The organism is Bacillus sp. SORGH_AS_0510 (assembly GCF_030818775.1).
Taxonomy (GTDB): Bacteria; Bacillota; Bacilli; order Bacillales; family Cytobacillaceae; genus Neobacillus.
In genome coordinates this window covers 2349046-2368200 of sequence record NZ_JAUTAU010000001.1, presented here as the reverse complement: position 1 = coordinate 2368200, position 19155 = coordinate 2349046, and the positions used below count along the sequence as shown (strand labels likewise).

The window sequence follows — 19155 nt, the reverse complement described above, 5'->3', positions numbered from 1 at the left end:
TGATTAATGATGCCAGATTGGGTTTTTATTATAGGACGTTCGTTATTTTTCTTAGCCCTTTTATTTATAACAACAAAAGTTCTAGGAAAGAAACAAATCTCAGAGCTTTCATTCTTTGAATATGTTGCTGGGATTACAATCGGTAGTATTGCAGGCGAAGTTGTAACTGGTCTGGAAAGTAACATGTATCATGGTGTATTAGCTCTTATTGTTTTTGGTTTTGTTACCTTTTTAGTAAATTATTTAGCGATAAAAAGTAAAAAATTTAGTGATTTTGCAGAAGGAAAAGGAACAGTTGTGATTAAGGATGGAAAGATTTTAGAGGAAAATTTAAAAAAAGAGAAATACACTATTGATGAATTATCTGCACTTCTTCGACAGAAGGATATTTTTAAAATTGCTGATGTGGAATTTGCCGTTTTAGAACCAAGAGGAAATTTAAGCACATTATTGAAAAGAGAAAACCGTCCATTGACTCCGAAAGATTTACAAATGAAAATGCCAAATGAGAAAGAGCCCCAAACTGTCATTATGGATGGCAATATTGTTGATGAACCATTAAGATGTGCAGGTAAAGGTAGAGGGTGGTTATATACCGAGTTAGAGAAACTTGGAGTAACCCTTGATAATGTTTTCATTGGACAAGTGGATTCCTATGGAGAACTTACTGTTGATCTCTATGACGATAAAATTCAGGTACCTAATCCTGCACAACGGCCTTTATTACTAGCGACTTTAAAGAAAACCCAGGCAGATTTAGAAATTTTCTCACTTGAAACCGATTGTGAAAATGCAAAGGCGATGTACAAAAAAAATGCAGCGCTTCTACAAGAAACGATTGATAAACTGACTCCTTATCTAAACGGATAATATTAAAACCCCAGAAAAAATCCTTATCAATGCTCATTGATAAGGATAAACATTTTTAGGAAGAACAACATCTTGTTTCTATGCACTTACATTTTGTCTATTTGGTATTTCTCTTTTATTTGATACATAACTGTGAAGCAGCATTCCTCCCATAACCAAAACGATACCAAACCATGACATCGTAGTAGGAGTTGGAGAATTTAAGAGATACACCTCACCAATTATAGCAAATAAAACCTCCATAGATTGTGTGGCTTCGACAGCAGCAAGCATTTGCATATCTCCTCTCACTAGATCTGTTGCCTGAAAAAATAAAACTGTTGCAATAACTCCCGAAGAAATTGCAACTAAACTGGACTGCATAGTTTGCTCCGCGCTAGGGAGCCCACTGTCCATTAAGCCATAAACGGATAACACAACCCATAATGGCAGACTAGCTAATGTCATTCCTAAAACGCGTTGAAAAACATCAAGTCGGCCTTCACACACCTCCATCATTTTCCTATTTCCTAATGGATAGGCAAATGATGCAATTAAAACAGGTACAACTCCAAAGATTACTGCGAGTACTGATAAATGATTTGCTTGATCAATCTGCATAAGAATGATGCCAAGTAAAATTATCATTGACATAAACAACCCTTTATAAGGAATTTTACCTCTTATTTTTAATGGACCATCTTTAGTCAAGGTTGTTTCATAAAAAAGCGGTGCAAGTAATGAACCGGATATGATGGTAACTTGCCAAGTTGCTGCAATTAACCACCCTGGAGCATATGCAGCTGAAAAGCATATGGGCCCATAAAACAATCCAAACCCTACTGTACTCCAAATAACCCATGCACCAGGTCGTCTTTTCATCTCTATAAGCAATGGTCTAAGGTTCTTCCTACCTAAAACAATCATGAAAAGAAAAGGTACCATAAAAAAATACCTAAGGGATGCACTCCATATCCAGCTTCCCCCAGCTAAGTCCATCGATCTGTTTAAAATAAAGGTGAATGCGAAAAAGAAAGCCGCAAAAACTCCTAAAATGATAGGCCGCACTGCTTCTCCCCCCTTTTTACTAAAAATTCAAATAAAATCATATATTGTATTTTCCGATAAAAAACGGAAACCAGCAAGTGATTTCCGTTTTTTTAATAAAATTAAGTCCTATTCTTTTTAATTTCGGCGCCTAGCAGAGCAGATTTATTTAACAATGCTATGATGAATGATGTAAGAAAAAGGATTGTAGCTACAAAAAAAACCGCTCTTACTCCAAACTTTTCAGTCAACCATCCCATTACTAGTGACGAAAGACCAAACGTACCAAATAATAAGGTCCCTCTAGCAGAATAAACTTTTGCTAAGAGCTTCTCCTGCGCATTTTTTTGAATAATAGTTGTTTCAGCAATATCACGAGCCATCTGAGGAAAACCAAACAAAAAGGAAACGAATAAAGCAAACCAAGGAATTGATGTTGTTCCGAACAAAAAGGTTATCCCGGTTAAAGTAAAGGCCGACCACAATATGATTTTGCTTAAAAATCGTTCCACCAAGTAGGAGTAATGGTAAATGAAAAGTCCTCCAACTAACATCCCTGTAAAAAAAGAACCATTAATATACCCCCACCAGTTCTCTCCTTTGTTTAATGCCTCTGAAACGTATACAAACAAGATGGCAGCAATCCATACCCCGTTTGCAAATGTTTCAAGAATGTTCATTAAACTAATAATCCTAAGCTGTTTGGAATGCCAAATTATTGCCCAACCTTCTTTTAACACATTTATTTGAGATTTCTTTTCATGAATTAATTGGTTACTATAATCTCTGATCATTCGCATAAACATGGTTGAAATTAGGAATAAGAAAAAAGTTTGCCAAAGAATAGTTACCGGTCCAAATGACACTAATAAGATACTCCCCATTGGCCAAGTAATAAGTTGGATTATTTGATCAGATATTGAAAGCAAGCTATTTGTTTTAACTAACTTACTTTCCTCCACTAAACTTGGAATCAATGCATTTCTTGCAGGAGACGCCCACCCATCTAAAAAAGATATAAGGGAAATCATAAGATAGACTAAAAACAGCAATTGTTCTTCGAGAATAGGGATACTAATGCACAATAAAAATAAAAAAACTGTTTTCCCGGTTTGAGAATAAGTTAATATCGATTTAAGCTTGAATTTATTTATTATCAATGGTGCCAATAACCCGCTTATCAAAGCAGATATTGTACTAAAAAACGGGACCAGAGACATATAGGTAGCAGATCCGGTTTTGTCATAAATTAACTTTATCAAACTAACTATATACAAAATATCCCCTAGGTTAGCCAAAATTTGCCCATACCAAAGAAATCGGAAAAAAACCTCTTTTCCAACAAATTTAGACATAATCGCAACCTCACTTTTTATTAAATTTTATTATAAAAAAGTTGAGGTGCTTACATTGGACTGCCTCCATTTACAAAGTATCATTTAATTATATCAAACTTCCCATCATATTAATTACATTTTTTAACATACAATAGCCATTAAAGTCATAAAGTATTTTGTCTTTCCTAATTACAGTAAATACACTGAAACTTTATGTGGCTTTGTTCGTACATATGTATGTCAAGATTTTAGAAAAGTGAGGTTGGTAAAATGTTTGGAAAAGTAGCATCTGATATTTTAGGATTAAGTGATGTAGGTTCTGTCATTAAACCAGAAAATTATGACAAAGTTGATGCAGATGATTATGTAATGCATGAAGACAATGAGAAGATATATTTTTTAATTAAATCGAAATCAGATGAATATTGTTTTACAAATAATGCTTTAATCCACTTAGATGGTACAAGTGCTACAAGCAAGAAACGAATGTTACATCGTTATAGTTATGCAACTAATAGAGTTTCAGACGTTAAACTCGAAACTGCGGGAACCGTAGACCTTGATGTGGAGATTAAATTCAAAATTGGCTCACAACCATTTTCCATTGACGTTCATAAAAAGCATATTGAGGAAGTAAAAGATTTGTATAAAGCTTTAATTAAAATTTCCGAAATCTCTCATGAAAATGAGGTAAGCCTTCAATTTGCCAAACAAAGTCTTGATGTTGCCTCTACTACTCTTGGAAGGATAACAAGTCCTGACAGTAATCTAGTTGTCCAGTTTAAGATGTTAAATCAAGCAGCATTTCAATGGCTAGAAGACAGTAAGAAACAGTATTGTGTAAAGGATTATGGATTTGTTTTTGAAAAATACATTAACAATTGAAAAAATGGGCCTGCATATTTTATTATTGCAGGCCCATTTTTTTATGAAGGACTAGGACGATGGAAGAGTCCCATGACTTCAATTGTTTCAGTTATATTTACAAATGCAGCAGGGTCTACTTCAACAATGAGATTCTTTACCTCATTTAATTCATACCGTGAAATGACCGTTATTAAAACATTTCGTTTGTTGTTGGAGTATCCCCCAACTCCGTCCATAATTGTTAATCCTCTATAAAGGTTGGTTAGAAGGTGCGCTCTCATCTCGTCACCTTTATCGGTAATGATCATTATTGTTAGTTTAGCATGGTCTGTATAAATAGCATCCACTACTTTACCTGTTACAAAGATAGACACTAAAGTATTCAAAGCGGCATCCCAATTAAATAAAAATCCGCTAATCACTATAACAACTGCGTTCATGCCAGATAGCAAGGTACCTATTGGAAAATCCTTTTTTCTTGAAACAATCATCCCAATTATATCAAAGCCTCCGGTTGACCCTGAGCTTCGAAAGACAATTCCAACACCAAGACCAGTTAAAGCACCACCAAAAATAGAGCTTAAAATGGTATCGTTCGCTATAGCGATAACAGGTACTAAATAAAGTCCAACTGATATTATGAGTACTGAAAAAATTGAGTTCATAATAAATTTCTTACCCAACATTTTATACCCTATTAACAGTAACGGAAAGTTCAATAGAAAATTTGCCACCCCTGTATTAAGTGGTGAAATCATACCTATAATCATGGAAATTCCACTCAGTCCACTACTTAATACTTCGTGAGGTATCAAAAAAAGGTTAAATGCCAATACAATTATTAGTGATCCAATAATAATTCCAAAAATCCGCATCTTATAATACCTCCGAAAACGCCATCATTTATATTTAAAAATAATACCGATTATCATTTTTAATGTAAATTTAATAGTTTTTTTCCAAAAGAATTAATTATCTGTTAATTCCAAGGTGTATTGGAATCCTGGAATGCTATTCAAGAAAAATTTATTGACAAATATCCAATATAATTTATACTTTATAAATATATTAAATTCATATGCTAAATCCTCATCAAACCGATGAGGTAGAGGTCGCGGTTTTTATTAGTAAAGCGGATGAGATGCAGAGACATCATTGACTCCACTTGAAAGGAAAAACTGCCGAAGTGTGCTTTTATCTCTGACAAAGCATGCTGGGGCTGTCTCCAAACAGGAACAGAACTGTCACGCTTGGCCCTACCAGCCATTCGTGTTGAGCTATCTTTCGGAAGGTATGATGCGGGGTATTGATAATGCCATCGATTCTACTTCGATGGCATTTTTTATTCCAAAACTCCTTCTCGAAAAATGAATACAAAAAGGAGTAAAGACAATGCAAACAGCACGAGTATTAAAACAAAATGATTTTAACGGTGATCAATCACCTAAAAAAGAACCATCCGAGTTAAGAAGAAGCCTAAAATCTCGTCACCTTACTATGATTTCACTTGGAGGTACAATTGGTACAGGTTTATTCCTTGCAAGTGGAGGAGCAATCCATTCTGCAGGACCTGGTGGAGCTATTCTCTCTTATGTTGTTATTGGTTTAATGGTCTACTTTTTAATGCAAGGGTTAGCAGAAATGGGAGCCTATATGCCTGTAGCGGGAAGCTTTAGTACCTATGCAACAAAATTTGTCGACCCTTCCCTAGGTTTTGCGTTAGGGTGGAATTACTGGTATAACTGGGCAATTACAATAGCAGCAGAATTAGCAGCTGTTACGATGATTATGAAATTTTGGTTCCCACATACTCCATCCTTCATATGGAGTGGAATTTTCTTAGTTATTATGTTCCTATTAAACTACCTTTCTGTAAAAGGATTTGGGGAAGCAGAATATTGGTTTTCATTAGTTAAGGTAGTGACAGTTATAATCTTTATCATAACTGGAACACTAATGATTTTCGGCATTATGGGTAATGAAGCGATTGGCTTCAAAAATTTCACAGTTGGAGATGCTCCATTCCACGGCGGTTTCATGGCAATGCTAGGAATCTTTATGGCAGCAGGATTCTCCTTTCAAGGAACTGAACTACTCGGAGTTGCTGCAGGAGAGACTGATAATCCAACAAAATCTATTCCGCGGGCTGTAAAACAAGTGTTTTGGAGGATTCTTTTATTTTATGTATTAGCGATTTTAGTAATCGGTCTTCTCATTCCTTATACAAATGAGAACTTAGCAAACGGCGATGTTACAGTTAGCCCATTTACACTTGTTTTTCAAAAAGCAGGAATTGCATTTGCTGCTTCTATCATGAATGCTGTCATTTTAACAGCTGTATTGTCTGCAGGTAATTCAGGTATGTACGCTTCTACCCGCATGCTTTGGGACTTAGCACGCGAAGGAAAGGCACCTAGGTTCTTAGCTAAACTCAATAAAAATGGTGTGCCAGTCAACGCATTATTTGCAACAACTTTAATTGGTACTCTGGCATTTCTTGCTTCTTTCTTTGGAGATGGTACGGTTTATGTCTGGTTGCTAAATGCATCAGGTATGTCAGGTTTCATAGCATGGCTTGGAATTGCAGTTTGTCACTATCGATTCAGGAAGGCTTTCATTGCACAAGGTAAGGATCTAAGTTTATTACCATATAAATCAAAGTTCTTCCCATTTGGCCCTATTTTCGCCTTTGCTGTCTGTGGTTTCGTTGTTTTAGGACAAAACTACTCAGCTTTTCTCGGTAACCACGTTGATTGGAATGGTGTTTTGGTATCTTATATCGGTTTGCCTCTTTTTTTAATCTTATGGTTGGGATATAAATTTACAAAGAAAACCAAAGTGATTCCATTAGATAAGTGTGATTTAACAAATTAAAACTCAAGGCTCTGTTAGACTTGCCTATTGATTTCCGCTCCAATCAATAGGGTATAATATCACAATTTAACACAGCCAAACACAAAAAAACAGACTCGCTTTGGAGTCTGTTTTTTTACTTTTAAATTAAGCTTCTTCAGCAGTCCATACATACAAATCTTCAATCTTGCAATTTAATTCTTTTGAAATAGTCATTGCAGAATTCAAGCTCATTACTTTCTTAGACATATAGTCATCGAGTTGACTTCTAGGAATCTTAGTATTCCTTTCCAAACCATCCAAATCCATACCGTTTTTAGATAATAATGCCTTGAGGTTACTTTTTTTTGCTCTATAATTTGTCAAAATGACACCTCACTTTTAATCATCATACCATAGCTGTATATAAATTGAAAGGAAAAGGAATTCTTGGTATTTTCCACCTAAAGATAATAGTCTTAATTAAGGACAAATATAATAAATTTATTTGTGTTATACTTAAGATGTAAGATAAAAGGGGTGTAAAAATGAAAAATTCAAATAATCGCTATTCAACCGGTCAAACGGTCAACATTAAAGAAACTGGTGAAATGGTAACCATTTTAAAATGGCAATATGTAAAAAATATGAAGAGATATTCTTATACTGTGAAAGAGCACCCTGGTACATTCTATTTTGAAGAAGAATTACAAGTTTTTTAAAACTCTTTAAATGCAAAAAAAGACCAATTCATTAATAATGAATTGGTCTTTTTTTGTTAAAATTCTGCATTTCCTGGTGTTCTAGGGAATGGGATTACATCTCTAATATTTGTCATACCTGTTAGGTACATAATTAAACGTTCAAATCCTAATCCATATCCTGAATGTTTTGTACCACCGTATTTTCTTAGCTCTAGGTACCACCAGTAATCTTCTTCATTCATTCCAAGCTCATTAATTTTTCCAGCTAAGATATCTTCTCGTTCTTCACGCTGGCTGCCTCCAATTAATTCACCAATGCCTGGTACTAATAAATCTGTTGCTGCAACTGTTTTATTGTCTTCATTTAATCTCATATAGAATGCTTTAATCTCTTTTGGATAATCAGTTACAAAAACAGGTTTTTGGAATACTTTTTCACATAAATAACGTTCATGCTCTGTTTGTAAATCCGCTCCCCATTCAACTGGATATGCGAAATCTTCACCAGATTCTTTCAACAGATTGATTGCTTCTGTATAAGTCACTCTTCCAAAATCTGCTGTAAAGGCATTGTTCAAGCGATCTAATAAACCTTTTTCAACGAAGCTGTTAAAAAAGTTCATTTCTTCAGGAGCTTGTTCTATAACATAGCCAATTACATACTTAACCATTTCTTCAGCAAGATCCATAATATCCGGAAGCTCAGCAAAAGCAACTTCTGGTTCTATCATCCAAAACTCGGCAGCATGTCGAGCTGTGTTCGAATTTTCTGCTCTAAATGTTGGTCCAAATGTATATACATTGCGAAATGCTAACGCAAATGCTTCTGCAGAAAGCTGCCCGCTAACAGTTAGGTTAGACTCTTTACCAAAGAAGTCCTTGGTTGAATCAGTTTCTCCTTCTTCATTTTTCGGAGGATTTTCCATATCAAGCGTGGTTACACGGAACATTTCTCCGGCACCCTCTGTATCGCTTCCTGTGATAATTGGTGAGTGAACATATACATATCCTTTATCCTGGAAGAATTTATGAATAGCATATGCTGCTAATGATCTCACACGAAAAACAGCAGCAAAGGTATTTGTTCGTGGTCTTAAATGTGCGATTGTTCTTAGATACTCAAATGTGTGTCTTTTCTTTTGTAGAGGATAGTCTACATTTGAAGATCCTTCAATAATTATATCTGTTGCTTTAATTTCAAAGGGCTGCTTTGCTTGAGGAGTATAAATAAAATCTCCTTCAATTCTTATGGATGAACTAATAGGAAGCTTTGTAATATCTTTAAAATTACTTAGCTGCTCATCAAAAACAATTTGAACTCCCTTAAAAAAACTACCATCATTTAATTCAATGAACCCAAAGGTTTTGGAATCGCGAACGGTACGAACCCATCCTGATAATTGTACCTTTTGATCCACGTAACTTTCAGTATTTCTGTACAAATCCTTGATTAAGGCCTGTTTCATAGAGGTTCCTCCTAAATCATATGTATAGGGTCGCCAATCAGTTTTGGATTTTGTATTATCCCTCCAACCTGAGTGACGAAATAAAAAACCTCCCATCCCTATTGGGACGAAAGGTAAAATTCACAGTACTATCCTCGTTTTTCTTTTATCCCTTCAATATTATATAAAATACCATTCAATGAAGCAATTATCAACAAAATTCCCGTATGATAACGAATAAATTTTAGTTTTTTGTTGATTCTGTAATCAAACTATCCCGGGATACTCCAATCTGTTCAAATATCCAATCATGCCGGTCTAAAAGTGCATCATCACAATCAGTAAACTCATGATCTGTTTGGTACCAGTTCATTTTTTTGGGCAAGCTTGAAGCGGAATAAAAACCCATAGATAGACTATGATCAACATACTCATCATCATTTGCAAATTGAAAATATATAGAGGCTGGCGCTGCATTTTTCACATAATGAATAGCATCTAATTTACGTAAGTTTGAAATAAAGTGCTCAAATCGTTCTGGGGTTATAAAACTCCGAATTGATAATGCTAGTGGATGTTCACTTTTCATATGCCATTCAGATAATTTCGAAGCCCCGGATATGAAAATAAATGTCTTTATTCGAGTTTCGATCCCTGCTAGAACTCCTCCCCATGTAGCTGAAACTCCATGACCGACATAAGCAATTCGATTGGCATCTACAAACCCTTGTTTACTAAGAAGAGTTATTCCTCTTCTAATATCCATTATCATCTTTATATAATTTTGGATATCCACCAACGGCTCTATTGTTTCAATAAATCTTTTATTTTCCTGTTCAACATCTTGATGATTTACATTCATTAACTGTGTTTCAATAACAAGTGAAACAAAGCCTTTTTTTGTTAACATTTCAGCTTCTTTAAAAAAATTTTTTCTATTGGCCTGTCCAGGATGGATAAAAATTACTGCTGGAAGTTCATGATTATGATTTGGAACATAAAGATAAGCTGATACGATCCCTTTGTAAGGGCTTTCATAAATAATTTCATTTATAGAATATCCTTCTTTTACTATAGATTTCCTGGCCTCAAACCCTGTTAGATTTTCTTCTTTAAAATGAAACATTAGCACCGCCCCCAAGAAGAATCTTTAAAACTAACTTATTTGAATTTTCTGTTAAATAGAATCGCAATTTATTAATTTTATCATTATTATGAAAGAAATAAAAACCTTGACCAGTCTGTCAAGGTTCTGAAAATTTTACCATATGGTACCATCATTCATATTATGAGATTCATATCTCCAAACTCATGCCATAGATACCCTTTATCAAGTGCCTCGATATATGCATTGGATAAAAGATCTTTTTCAATAAAAGCAGAAAGCATATCTAAATGACTCGCTTCTGGTTCATGCATTCCCGTAATAATCCCATTAGCAATCTTTAATTTGGAGGTTGGCTTAATATATAGATTGGTCCACCCTGAAAGGACACCATTCCTTGCGACCGTTTCCATAGCACGAACCACCGTAGTTCCTACAGCAATTACCCTTCTCCCTTCTACCTTCGCGTGTAATATCGTTTCCCACCCCTCTGTAGATATGCGATATTGCTCATAGTTTTCTGTCGGGGAGTGATCCCATTTATCATCTAATAAATAGCTTAGTCCAGTATGAAGCTGAATAAATACAAGCTGGACTCCCTTTTTTTTCAAATTAAATAATAATTCCCAACTGAACGCTCTGCCTGCTGAAGGCATTTCAACTGAACCGGGTTGAGTGGCAAATACAGTTTGGTAGTATTCTAACCCCCACGGTTTATTTATATATTCATAGCGAACAGGTTCTCCAAGTGCGTATATTTCATCAAATAAACTTGCACCCTGTTTTGAAAATAGAATCTTTATAAAGGGACCTTTTGTAGAGATCTCAGATACAATTCCATGAAGGGTTGAAGAGAACTTCAATAAGTCTCCTTCCTTCAATTCTGGAAAATCTGCTAACGCCTCCCATGAATATTCATTTATTCTTCTAGCTAAACGGATTTCGATTTCTTTTTGTATATTGTTGTCCGCTCGGTATACATCTGATTTTAATATGGCAGGAACAGTTTTACTACTATTTAATACGAGCACATCTCCTTTGGATAAATAGGAAGCAAGTTGGAAAAATAAATCATGAGTAATATTTCCAGTTTGTCGGTCAAGAACCATTAATTTTACATGGTCTCTTCTAATGCCTCTCCTTTCAGGCGGCATTTCTGCATTTAATAAAGAAGGGATTTCAAATCTTAATGTTGTTTGGAACATTCTTTATCCTCCCTTCCTGGATATTCCTGTGCTTTAAATCGCTGTCCAGTAACATGTTTGGAAGAATCAGAGGCGAGATACAAAAATACATCCACCACTTCTTTCGGTGCTGCCAGCATATAGTCGCAATCAGGTACAGCTAACCGATGCATTTCCGTATCCATTTCTCCCGGGTCAACCATATTCACTCTGACATTCGTCTCATTTAGCTCATCGGCCCATGTTTCCGTTAGACCTTCAAGCGCAAATTTTGAAATTCCATATGCTCCCCATCCAGCATAACCCGTAAAACCTGCCTCAGAAGTTACATTAATAATCGAACCTTTATCTTGTAAAATCATACCAGGAAGAATCCTCTTAGTGATTAAAAACGGGCTAAATGCATTTACCTTTAATACTTCCATAAAATCTTCCTCAGGATAATCCAACAATAGCGGCATCGGACTTGGGCCAAGAATGGAAGCATTATTAATCAATACGTCTACTTTTCCAAATAATTCTTCTGTCATTGCTACGAATCTTTCTACATCTCTGGAATTCGCTACATCTGCTTTTACTGCCAGCACTTGAGAAGCACCTAGTTTTTCTGCCCTTTTTTTAACTTCTTGTAAAACCTCCTCACTTCTTGCACAAATCGCTAATTTTGCGCCTTTTTGCGCAAATGCGAACGTTAACTCACTTCCAAGGCCCTTTGATGCCCCTGTAATCATAACTACTAGTCTCTGGTCCATATTGAAAACTCCTTAAGATTAATTTTGTTTATATTTATATCTTAAGGATTCTTCGTTATTTTCTCCTCGTAAAGAAGCTTGATTCTTCCTACAACTTTGGTCTGAAATAACACTCGATATAAAATGTCTAAATTTTTGTAATTATCAATAAAATTTTTGCAGGATTCTTTTAGTACTAGGTCGAATGTATTATAATAATCGATTCTTGATTGGAGGTTACAATGTGGACAAGATTACTTGTATCGCCTATCTTCTATACAAGTCATCTAAGAATCAAGACATCAAAGAAAAAGCCATTCAATTATTGAATGGCGAGTTATCTATTCGTGATTTAAAAAGAAACAACTCAATGAAAGCTCATCTAGTCATCGCAGAATCCTTACTTAAGAAGAACAAAATAGATAAAAACGAAGTTCAGTTTTTTGCTGAAAAATTTATGGTTATTGAAGTCTAAGCTTCCGTTAGGAAGTTTTTTTTACCCAATTGCTTTTGATAACATAAAATACCACTACCATTTTCTCTAATAACTGTATTATAATGTATAAATCCTAATGATTCCCAAAAGAGAATTGCTTTTTTATTCTCACGTAAAACGCCCAATCGAATTTGGTCTACACCTCGTTCTAGCATCTCATTTTCATATCGTTCATAAGCCTGCAAACCAAAGCCATAACCCTGATAATCACCATGAATCATTAACAGCCCCAGCCAGGGTAAACGATCTTTTGGATTTTCCATTAGATAATCGATTACTCCAATATAAGTATCATCAAGCTTAATAAATGCACTTATTGTGTGAGGATTTAAAAATTCCTCTTCTATGTCTGCCATTGTCCTTGCCTCTTTACCATTTTCAATCAAATTATATTCTGGATTCGAATTAACCATCTCTAGAACAATATACAGTGTTTCTTTTGTTATTTCTTCAAAATAGATTGACATGATTTCTCTCCCTATAAAACAATATTATTGCAATTATTATATCAAATTAAATTTATGACATATTGCTTTCACAGCAAACATATACTGTTTTTTAAACCAATTTAAACACAAATTTACCAATTAAAGAAAGGTGATAATTGATGGTACAAATTGAAGTAACAATTACGTTCGAAGGGAAAAGTTATTTAACTAATGTCATTACAAACTCTGAAACCTCTCATGAAGAAATACTCAGACTTGCCTATGAACAAGTACAAAAACAATGGAAAAAATAGGAGACTGCCACGCGAGGGCCGTCTCCTACTTTTTCATTCCCATAATCTGTCCTAAATGAATTTTTCTTAGTGTTACATAAGAAGTAACAGATCCAATCAAAGCTAATAACATATCCCATTGCGTATCCCATACATCTCCTTGCGTCCCAAGAAAAGCTTCAGCAGCCTCACCTGTTAATATCGCAACAAAAAATTCTACTAATTCATAAACAGCACTTATCGCTAAACACATAGAAACAACTATCACAGGCAGCCATTTTGAATTTCTTAAAGGAGATGTCCGTATTAGAAGTTCGCGTATAATTATAGCTGGAATAAAACCTTGGGCAAAGTGACCAAGTCGATCATAGTAATTTCTATCCAATCCCCAAATTTCTTTTAGCCAATTGAACAACGGCATTTCAGCATACGTATAATGCCCTCCAATAAATAAAATTGACGAGTGAATAAGAACCAAAAAGTAGACAAGTGTTGTGAAGGTAAAGAGCCGATATGTGAAAAGCAATATGAAAACACCTATTAATGCTGGCATGACCTCTAGCCACCAGGTAAAACGATCGAATGGATGGATTGTTGACCAGACAAGGACTATTGAAAAAAGTAGCAAGAATATAATCAAAGATCGATGCTCCTTTAACATTAAAGAACCCTCCTTCTATTCAATTTCACATTTAGTAAATATAAAAAGCTGTAGGCAATATAAAAGAATCCTACAGCTTCCTTTTTTATTTTAACTCATAAGAATCCTTTGACACTACTTCTACAAGAGGACTAACCTTTCCTGCCGCAAAAATATGAAGCTCATGCATAGCTCGAGTACAAACTGTATAAAACAGTTTCCTTTCAGATTCGCTAATGTACGAGGAACAGTCATAAACAATTACTGCATCAAATTCAATACCTTTTGCTAAATACGAAGGAATCACAAGGATCCCACGCTCATATGAAACTGTCCCTTTTTCAATTAGGTGAAGTGTGATATCTTGCTTCAGTGAGTCAAAAACATCTTTACTTTCTTTTGCTGTCCGACAAATGACTGCAATGGTTCTATGCCCTTCACCCTTCATTTCTTTAATTTTATCAAGAACCAATTGGTTGATACTTCTAGGATTAACCTGTTCAATAACCGGTTTCTTTCCTTTACGGTTAAATGGTATGATATTTTCACCATTCTCAAGCAAACTGCTCGTAAAATGAACAATTTCTCTTGTTGAACGGTACGTTTTGGTTAAATTAAACTTCTCAATATCCTCGTCCTTCATATCTAGGTTTGTTAAAACCGTCTCTGAACCAGTCGCCCCTGAGAAAATTGCCTGATTAAAGTCACCCAAAAGAGTCATTTTACTATAAGGGAAAAGCCTTTGAATAAATGCAAACTGAAATGGAGAATAATCCTGCGCTTCATCAATAAAAATATGGCGAATCGCTGAATTTGACTTCCTTCCCTGTATTAAATCTTGAAGATATACATAAGGTGTTGTATCCTCATATAGAATTTCCATTTGTTTCATTCGATTAATTGTAAGACTACAAATTTCGCTCCAATAACGGGACTCCATTTCAGCTGACACATCCGATTGTTCCAATAATTGCATGTAAATCCCGGGCATATCTATAAATTTAAAGCTTTTCACCTTATAAAATAAAGGCTTAAATTTTTCTTTCACGACCATTTCAGCTAAAAATCTTTGTTCGCGTTCAAAGTCATCAAATGTGTTATCTGAAAAACGGTCCTTTTCCTGCAGACGATTAAAAGCCACCATATAATCTTCTTTATCAAGATATTGTATTTCATCCTCAACCCAGCTTCTAGAACGTTCACGCTTCACTGCTCGTTTTAATTCTTTTACTAACCAATCCTTTACAAGCTGCACTCGGTTAGGGATGGAATAACTATCTGGTAAAGTATAAAAATATTGATGAATTTCTTTCTCGGAAATTATCACATCACCTCTAAATGTTAAATCCTTAAATTTCAAACCCTTTTTTGATAGCTCTATTGCGTATTGATCAATAATTTCCTTGAATTTTAGACTTGCCTTATACCGAATACTCATAACTCTGGTATTATATTCCTTATCTTCAGTCCGCCTAAGTAAATATTCCATTTGCTCAAAAGGGTCCTCTATTTCAAATTCCTTACCTAACCTTTGAGTTAAATATTCCTGGAAGGTCGATTGTTGCATGTTTTCTTCGCCAAGTTCCGGTAAGACTGTTGCTACATAACTATTAAATAACGGGTTAGGTGAGAACAGCATAATGTTTTCAGCATTTAATGTTCCACGGTATCGATAAAGCAGGTAGGCAACACGTTGCAGAGCAGCCGACGTTTTCCCACTTCCCGCTGCCCCTTGAACAATGAGGACTTTACTTCTCTCGTTCCGAATAATTTCATTCTGTTCTCGTTGAATTGTAGCAACGATACTTTTCATTTGAGTACTTGCATTGGTACCAAGGACTTCCTGCAAAATTTCATCACCAATGGTCACACCAGTATCGAACATCCCCTTAATTTCCGACGCTCTTATGATGAACTGCCGTTTTAAAAACATCTCACCATTAATCGTTCCTTCGGGTGTTTTATAATGAACTGGACCAGGTGAATAATCATAATAAATACTTGAGATCGGTGCGCGCCAGTCATAAATTAAAAAATTTTCATCTTTCTCATCCATTAATGAAGTAATCCCCAAATATATTTGATCGGTTAATTTTTCCCCTTCCTCTAAGACATCAATTCGTCCAAAGTAAGGAGAATATTTTAGTTTTTTTAGTGTGTTGAGGTGTTGATTCATTTGTCTGTGAGTCCGTTCTCGTTCCGACAACAATTCAGCCTGTTGTTTAATACTAGCAGCCGTTTCAATCACATCATCTGGTTCATCTAAATTTACAGTTACATCTTCCCAAAAAGCTTTTCGTATTTCTAAAACATCAGATCTAACTGTACTGGTATTGGATAGCAGCCTTGCTATCTTGTGATCGATTTCCTCTACAACTGAGCAAACTCTCTCTTGTTCTAATTCCCAGTCTTTGTTTTGTAAATCGCTCATTTAACCACGCTCCAGAAAAAATATTGTTCATCTTACTTGACAATACACATATTATGTGTTAATGTTATAGTAGGACATTTTTAACATAAGAACAAATTACACTTGCGTTGCATTTTTCATCTTAACATTAACCTATATAATTTACAACAATTTTTTATTCAAAAAGTAAACGCCTAATATGGCGTTTTTTATTTTGCTCTTTTATGTCTCCTCTTCTAAATCTTCGTATACCCAATTCCTGTATTGTCCATAAATAGAAACCATGATAACCCTTTTAAACAAAAAAACCAAAAATCGAAGATTATTCTTTAATATGCCACTCTTCACAAAAAACTGCTTTAAAATCATAGTAAATAAAATTACCCTTATTTTCGCCATAAGAGTATTATGCTTTTTTAACGTAAATGCGGTAAACAACGACATAGAAATTGAATATAAAGGCGAGATAATAAAATGCTCCCTCCATGAATGGTATCTTCCTATTCCAAATCGTAGCTTACGAAATAGGGCTAATAATAAAAATAAATTTGTCTCTGTAACCATGATCATTAAAAAAAATGAAATAAATCGTATCATTTTGTTCTTTTTTTCGAGTAAGAAATACCAAATATCACTCCATTTAAAGTATAACGGAATCAAAATAAGTGTATAAATTGTTTTCCACCCATTATGTTTATATACACCTAATCTTAGGAATATTAACTCAATAATTGCGAAATACATACCTGCAAGGGACTTCTTAAACCAGCCTGAGTTCGATGTAGAAAGAAAAACAGATGTAAAAGGGACAAAAATCGCTTGAGATAAAACCGCTCCAAAAACACTATCGAAGAAATTATTCCTAATAATATTGGGTTTATATTTATAGGCTTTTAACAAATTAAACACAAAGTATTCAAACAAATAAGCAAAGCCAATATTAGACATCAGTAAAATGAAGATATTTTTCCTATTTTTATTTTTATAAAAGGTGATTCCGAGAAGACATGAATGGATCACACATAGTAATAAAAAGGGAAGATTTATTCCTTTTATTTTCCTAGTCAACTTCATTCCCCCATAAATTAGGTATATAAATAGTATTTGATATATTTTGAAAAACATTATAAAAAAAACGATTGACAACCAAATCCATTCCATTTTATAATTTATCTTGAATTAAGTTATTTCAATTTCAAGATATATAATTTCAAAACAAAAAGGGAGAGATTTATAATGACAAAAACTAAATGGGCACTTGATACTGCACACAGCAGCGTTGATTTTTCTGTACGACACATGATGATTGCAAATGTAAAAGGAAGCTTTAATAGCTTTAATGCAACAATTGAAGCAGACCCAACAGATTTAACGACAGCTACAATTGAATTCTCTATCGAAACTGGAAGTGTTGACACGCGTAATCAAGATCGTGACGGACATTTAGTATCAGCTGATTTCTTTGATATAGAAAATCACCCAACAATGGACTTCCGTGCAACAAAGATTGAAAAAGTTGACGAAGGTGAATACAATGTTACAGGTGATTTAACTCTTAGAGGCGTAACAAAACCAGAAACTTTTGTTGTTACATTCGAAGGCCAAGGAAAAGATCCATGGGGCAATGAGAAAGTTGGGTTCAGCGCAACAGGTTCTATTAATCGTTCTGACTACGGATTAGTATGGAATGCAGCGCTTGAAACTGGCGGCGTTTTAGTTGGAGATAAAGTGAAAATTAACTTACAAATCCAAGCTGCAAAAGCTGAATAATAAAAATAAGAGGTAATCCATTGGATTGCCTCTTATTTTATAATTCAATTTGATTAATTATAGTTGGGAATTTAGAAATTTCGCTAGTTCCAACATACCAAATTTCTGGGCCTTTGCTTCTGCATCTGAATTGTAGTTTGTATTTGTATTAATGTCATACGTATAGATGTCACCGGCTGCATTCCTAATAAATTCAATACCAGCGACCTGGATTTGATTAGATGCGAGAACTTGCTCATACTTTTGGATGATCGGATCTGAAAAACTATCAATGATTTCGAATTTTGGTTTCTCCACTTTTTCTTCCCCAACTGGACAGAATAAATCACCTATATGACATGCGTCTGCAGGACATAATTGGAAGCCTTCAGAAGTATCAACCTTAACTGCATATACAAACTTTCCACCCACAAATTCACAACGAGTGATATAGCTTTCAGGTGCCTGTATGTATTCTTGAATTAAAGTAATTCCATCAATTGGCTCTTCAAACATCGGGCTATCAACATAACTCTTTAGACCATCATAAGTTTGAAATAACTGTACCCCAAGCCCCTTCCCCGCACGATTATGTTTAGTAATAAAAGGTGTATCCATAAATTCTGTTGCTGCCTCGAGAATCTGTTCCTTTCCTACCGCAGCTATTGTTCGTGGTGTCTTAATACCAAATTTGTTTAGCTCTAAATATTGCAACACTTTGCTTACTTCCAGTTGCAGGGCTCGTGTTCCATTTAATACGGCACGTCCATGGCCTTCAAGCCATGAAAGGACTTGAGCAGTGAACTCCGGTGCAAAGCGATGGCCCCTTGTATGGGATGATGCACTCATCCGGTTGTAAAACACTCCTTCTGGGGGTTCTTTTGACAGATCAAGACGTCCTTTATCTAAATGCCATTCTTCATATGGTACTCCTATTTCATCAAGCCTATTGGTTAAATGCTGTGTCCATTCACTATTCTCATGGATAATATAAACTTTTTTCAAATGGAAAGTCTCCCCTCGTGCTGAACATTATCA

20 protein-coding genes and 1 riboswitch are annotated in these 19155 nt (G+C 34.9%); of the genes, 7 read left to right on the top strand and 13 right to left on the bottom strand.

The genetic code is table 11. The features are described from left to right. Positions 1 to 9 precede the first annotated feature (9 nt). On the top strand, positions 10 to 870 hold the full coding sequence (locus QE429_RS12165; protein ID WP_373463249.1) for a DUF421 domain-containing protein: 861 nt from the start codon (positions 10 to 12) through the stop codon (positions 868 to 870). Positions 871 to 948: 78 nt separating this feature from the next. On the opposite strand, the gene QE429_RS12160 is transcribed toward QE429_RS12165, so the two are convergent. Further along, positions 949 to 1917, bottom strand: coding sequence for a DMT family transporter (locus QE429_RS12160; RefSeq protein ID WP_307287274.1), 969 nt, complete (start codon positions 1915 to 1917; stop codon positions 949 to 951). A 101-nt stretch (positions 1918 to 2018) separates the two neighbouring features. Then, positions 2019 to 3251, bottom strand: a complete 1233-nt coding sequence (locus QE429_RS12155; RefSeq protein ID WP_307287273.1) for an MFS transporter — start codon at positions 3249 to 3251, stop codon at positions 2019 to 2021. 252 nt (positions 3252 to 3503) lie between these two features. Here QE429_RS12155 and QE429_RS12150 point away from each other — a divergent pair, with 252 nt between their 5' ends. Continuing rightward, the gene (locus QE429_RS12150) at positions 3504 to 4118 is read left to right on the top strand and encodes a PH domain-containing protein (RefSeq protein ID WP_307287272.1); all 615 of its coding nucleotides are present in this window, start codon (positions 3504 to 3506) and stop codon (positions 4116 to 4118) included. A gap of 41 nt (positions 4119 to 4159) precedes the next feature. Here the strand turns inward: QE429_RS12150 and QE429_RS12145 are convergent, their stop codons facing one another. Next, positions 4160 to 4975 (bottom strand): YitT family protein, encoded by an 816-nt coding sequence (locus tag QE429_RS12145; RefSeq protein ID WP_307287271.1) that lies wholly within the window; start codon positions 4973 to 4975, stop codon positions 4160 to 4162. Positions 4976 to 5198: 223 nt separating this feature from the next. Beyond that, positions 5199 to 5388: riboswitch (Lysine riboswitch) on the top strand. Between the two features lie 104 nt (positions 5389 to 5492). Here QE429_RS12145 and QE429_RS12140 point away from each other — a divergent pair. Next, entirely contained in the window at positions 5493 to 6974 is a 1482-nt protein-coding gene (locus tag QE429_RS12140; protein WP_307287270.1) for an amino acid permease, read from the top strand. 126 nt (positions 6975 to 7100) lie between these two features. Here QE429_RS12140 and QE429_RS12135 read toward each other — a convergent pair whose 3' ends face one another. Further along, complete coding sequence (locus QE429_RS12135) at positions 7101 to 7319, bottom strand: helix-turn-helix domain-containing protein (protein ID WP_307287269.1); 219 nt, start codon at positions 7317 to 7319, stop codon at positions 7101 to 7103. A 161-nt stretch (positions 7320 to 7480) separates the two neighbouring features. Here QE429_RS12135 and QE429_RS12130 point away from each other — a divergent pair, with 161 nt between their 5' ends. After that, a complete protein-coding gene (locus tag QE429_RS12130) occupies positions 7481 to 7654 on the top strand; it encodes a hypothetical protein (protein WP_307287267.1) in 174 nt (57 codons plus the stop codon). A 56-nt stretch (positions 7655 to 7710) separates the two neighbouring features. On the opposite strand, the gene asnS is transcribed toward QE429_RS12130, so the two are convergent. From asnS to QE429_RS12110, 4 genes are all read right to left on the bottom strand, one after another. Next, a complete protein-coding gene (asnS, locus tag QE429_RS12125) occupies positions 7711 to 9102 on the bottom strand; it encodes an asparagine--tRNA ligase (protein ID WP_307287266.1) in 1392 nt (463 codons plus the stop codon). A 223-nt stretch (positions 9103 to 9325) separates the two neighbouring features. Beyond that, the gene (locus QE429_RS12120) at positions 9326 to 10207 is read right to left on the bottom strand and encodes an alpha/beta hydrolase (protein WP_307287264.1); all 882 of its coding nucleotides are present in this window, start codon (positions 10205 to 10207) and stop codon (positions 9326 to 9328) included. A gap of 155 nt (positions 10208 to 10362) precedes the next feature. Next, positions 10363 to 11391: an S-adenosylmethionine:tRNA ribosyltransferase-isomerase gene (locus QE429_RS12115; RefSeq protein ID WP_307287262.1), complete on the bottom strand. Its 1029-nt coding sequence runs from the start codon at positions 11389 to 11391 to the stop codon at positions 10363 to 10365. Continuing rightward, a complete protein-coding gene (locus QE429_RS12110) occupies positions 11373 to 12122 on the bottom strand; it encodes an SDR family oxidoreductase (RefSeq protein ID WP_307287260.1) in 750 nt (249 codons plus the stop codon). Before QE429_RS12110 ends, QE429_RS12115 begins: the two co-directional genes overlap by 19 nt. Positions 12123 to 12345: 223 nt before the next feature. Here QE429_RS12110 and QE429_RS12105 point away from each other — a divergent pair, with 223 nt between their 5' ends. Next, on the top strand, positions 12346 to 12576 hold the full coding sequence (locus tag QE429_RS12105) for a hypothetical protein (protein ID WP_307287258.1): 231 nt from the start codon (positions 12346 to 12348) through the stop codon (positions 12574 to 12576). Here the strand turns inward: QE429_RS12105 and QE429_RS12100 are convergent. Then, positions 12573 to 13064 (bottom strand): GNAT family N-acetyltransferase, encoded by a 492-nt coding sequence (locus QE429_RS12100; protein ID WP_307287256.1) that lies wholly within the window; start codon positions 13062 to 13064, stop codon positions 12573 to 12575. The genes QE429_RS12105 and QE429_RS12100 overlap by 4 nt on opposite strands. Before the next feature lie 140 nt (positions 13065 to 13204). Here QE429_RS12100 and QE429_RS12095 point away from each other — a divergent pair, with 140 nt between their 5' ends. After that, a complete protein-coding gene (locus tag QE429_RS12095) occupies positions 13205 to 13339 on the top strand; it encodes a BA3454 family stress response protein (RefSeq protein ID WP_307287254.1) in 135 nt (44 codons plus the stop codon). Positions 13340 to 13364: 25 nt separating this feature from the next. Here the strand turns inward: QE429_RS12095 and QE429_RS12090 are convergent, their stop codons facing one another. The 3 genes from QE429_RS12090 to QE429_RS12080 all read right to left on the bottom strand — a co-directional run bounded on the left by QE429_RS12090 (position 13365) and on the right by QE429_RS12080 (position 17436). Next, positions 13365 to 13979 carry a DUF2238 domain-containing protein gene (locus tag QE429_RS12090; RefSeq protein ID WP_307287252.1) on the bottom strand — a complete coding sequence of 205 codons (615 nt, stop codon included), beginning with the start codon at positions 13977 to 13979 and terminating at the stop codon, positions 13365 to 13367. Between the two features lie 85 nt (positions 13980 to 14064). Beyond that, a complete protein-coding gene (gene helD, locus QE429_RS12085) occupies positions 14065 to 16389 on the bottom strand; it encodes an RNA polymerase recycling motor HelD (RefSeq protein WP_307287250.1) in 2325 nt (774 codons plus the stop codon). A gap of 201 nt (positions 16390 to 16590) precedes the next feature. Further along, positions 16591 to 17436: a hypothetical protein gene (locus QE429_RS12080; protein WP_307287248.1), complete on the bottom strand. Its 846-nt coding sequence runs from the start codon at positions 17434 to 17436 to the stop codon at positions 16591 to 16593. A 168-nt stretch (positions 17437 to 17604) separates the two neighbouring features. On the opposite strand from QE429_RS12080, the gene QE429_RS12075 reads away from it, so the two are divergent. Beyond that, a complete protein-coding gene (locus tag QE429_RS12075) occupies positions 17605 to 18138 on the top strand; it encodes a YceI family protein (protein ID WP_307287246.1) in 534 nt (177 codons plus the stop codon). A 57-nt stretch (positions 18139 to 18195) separates the two neighbouring features. Here QE429_RS12075 and QE429_RS12070 read toward each other — a convergent pair whose 3' ends face one another. Then, positions 18196 to 19122, bottom strand: coding sequence for an ATP-grasp domain-containing protein (locus tag QE429_RS12070; RefSeq protein WP_307287244.1), 927 nt, complete (start codon positions 19120 to 19122; stop codon positions 18196 to 18198). Between the last annotated feature and the right edge of the window lie 33 nt (positions 19123 to 19155).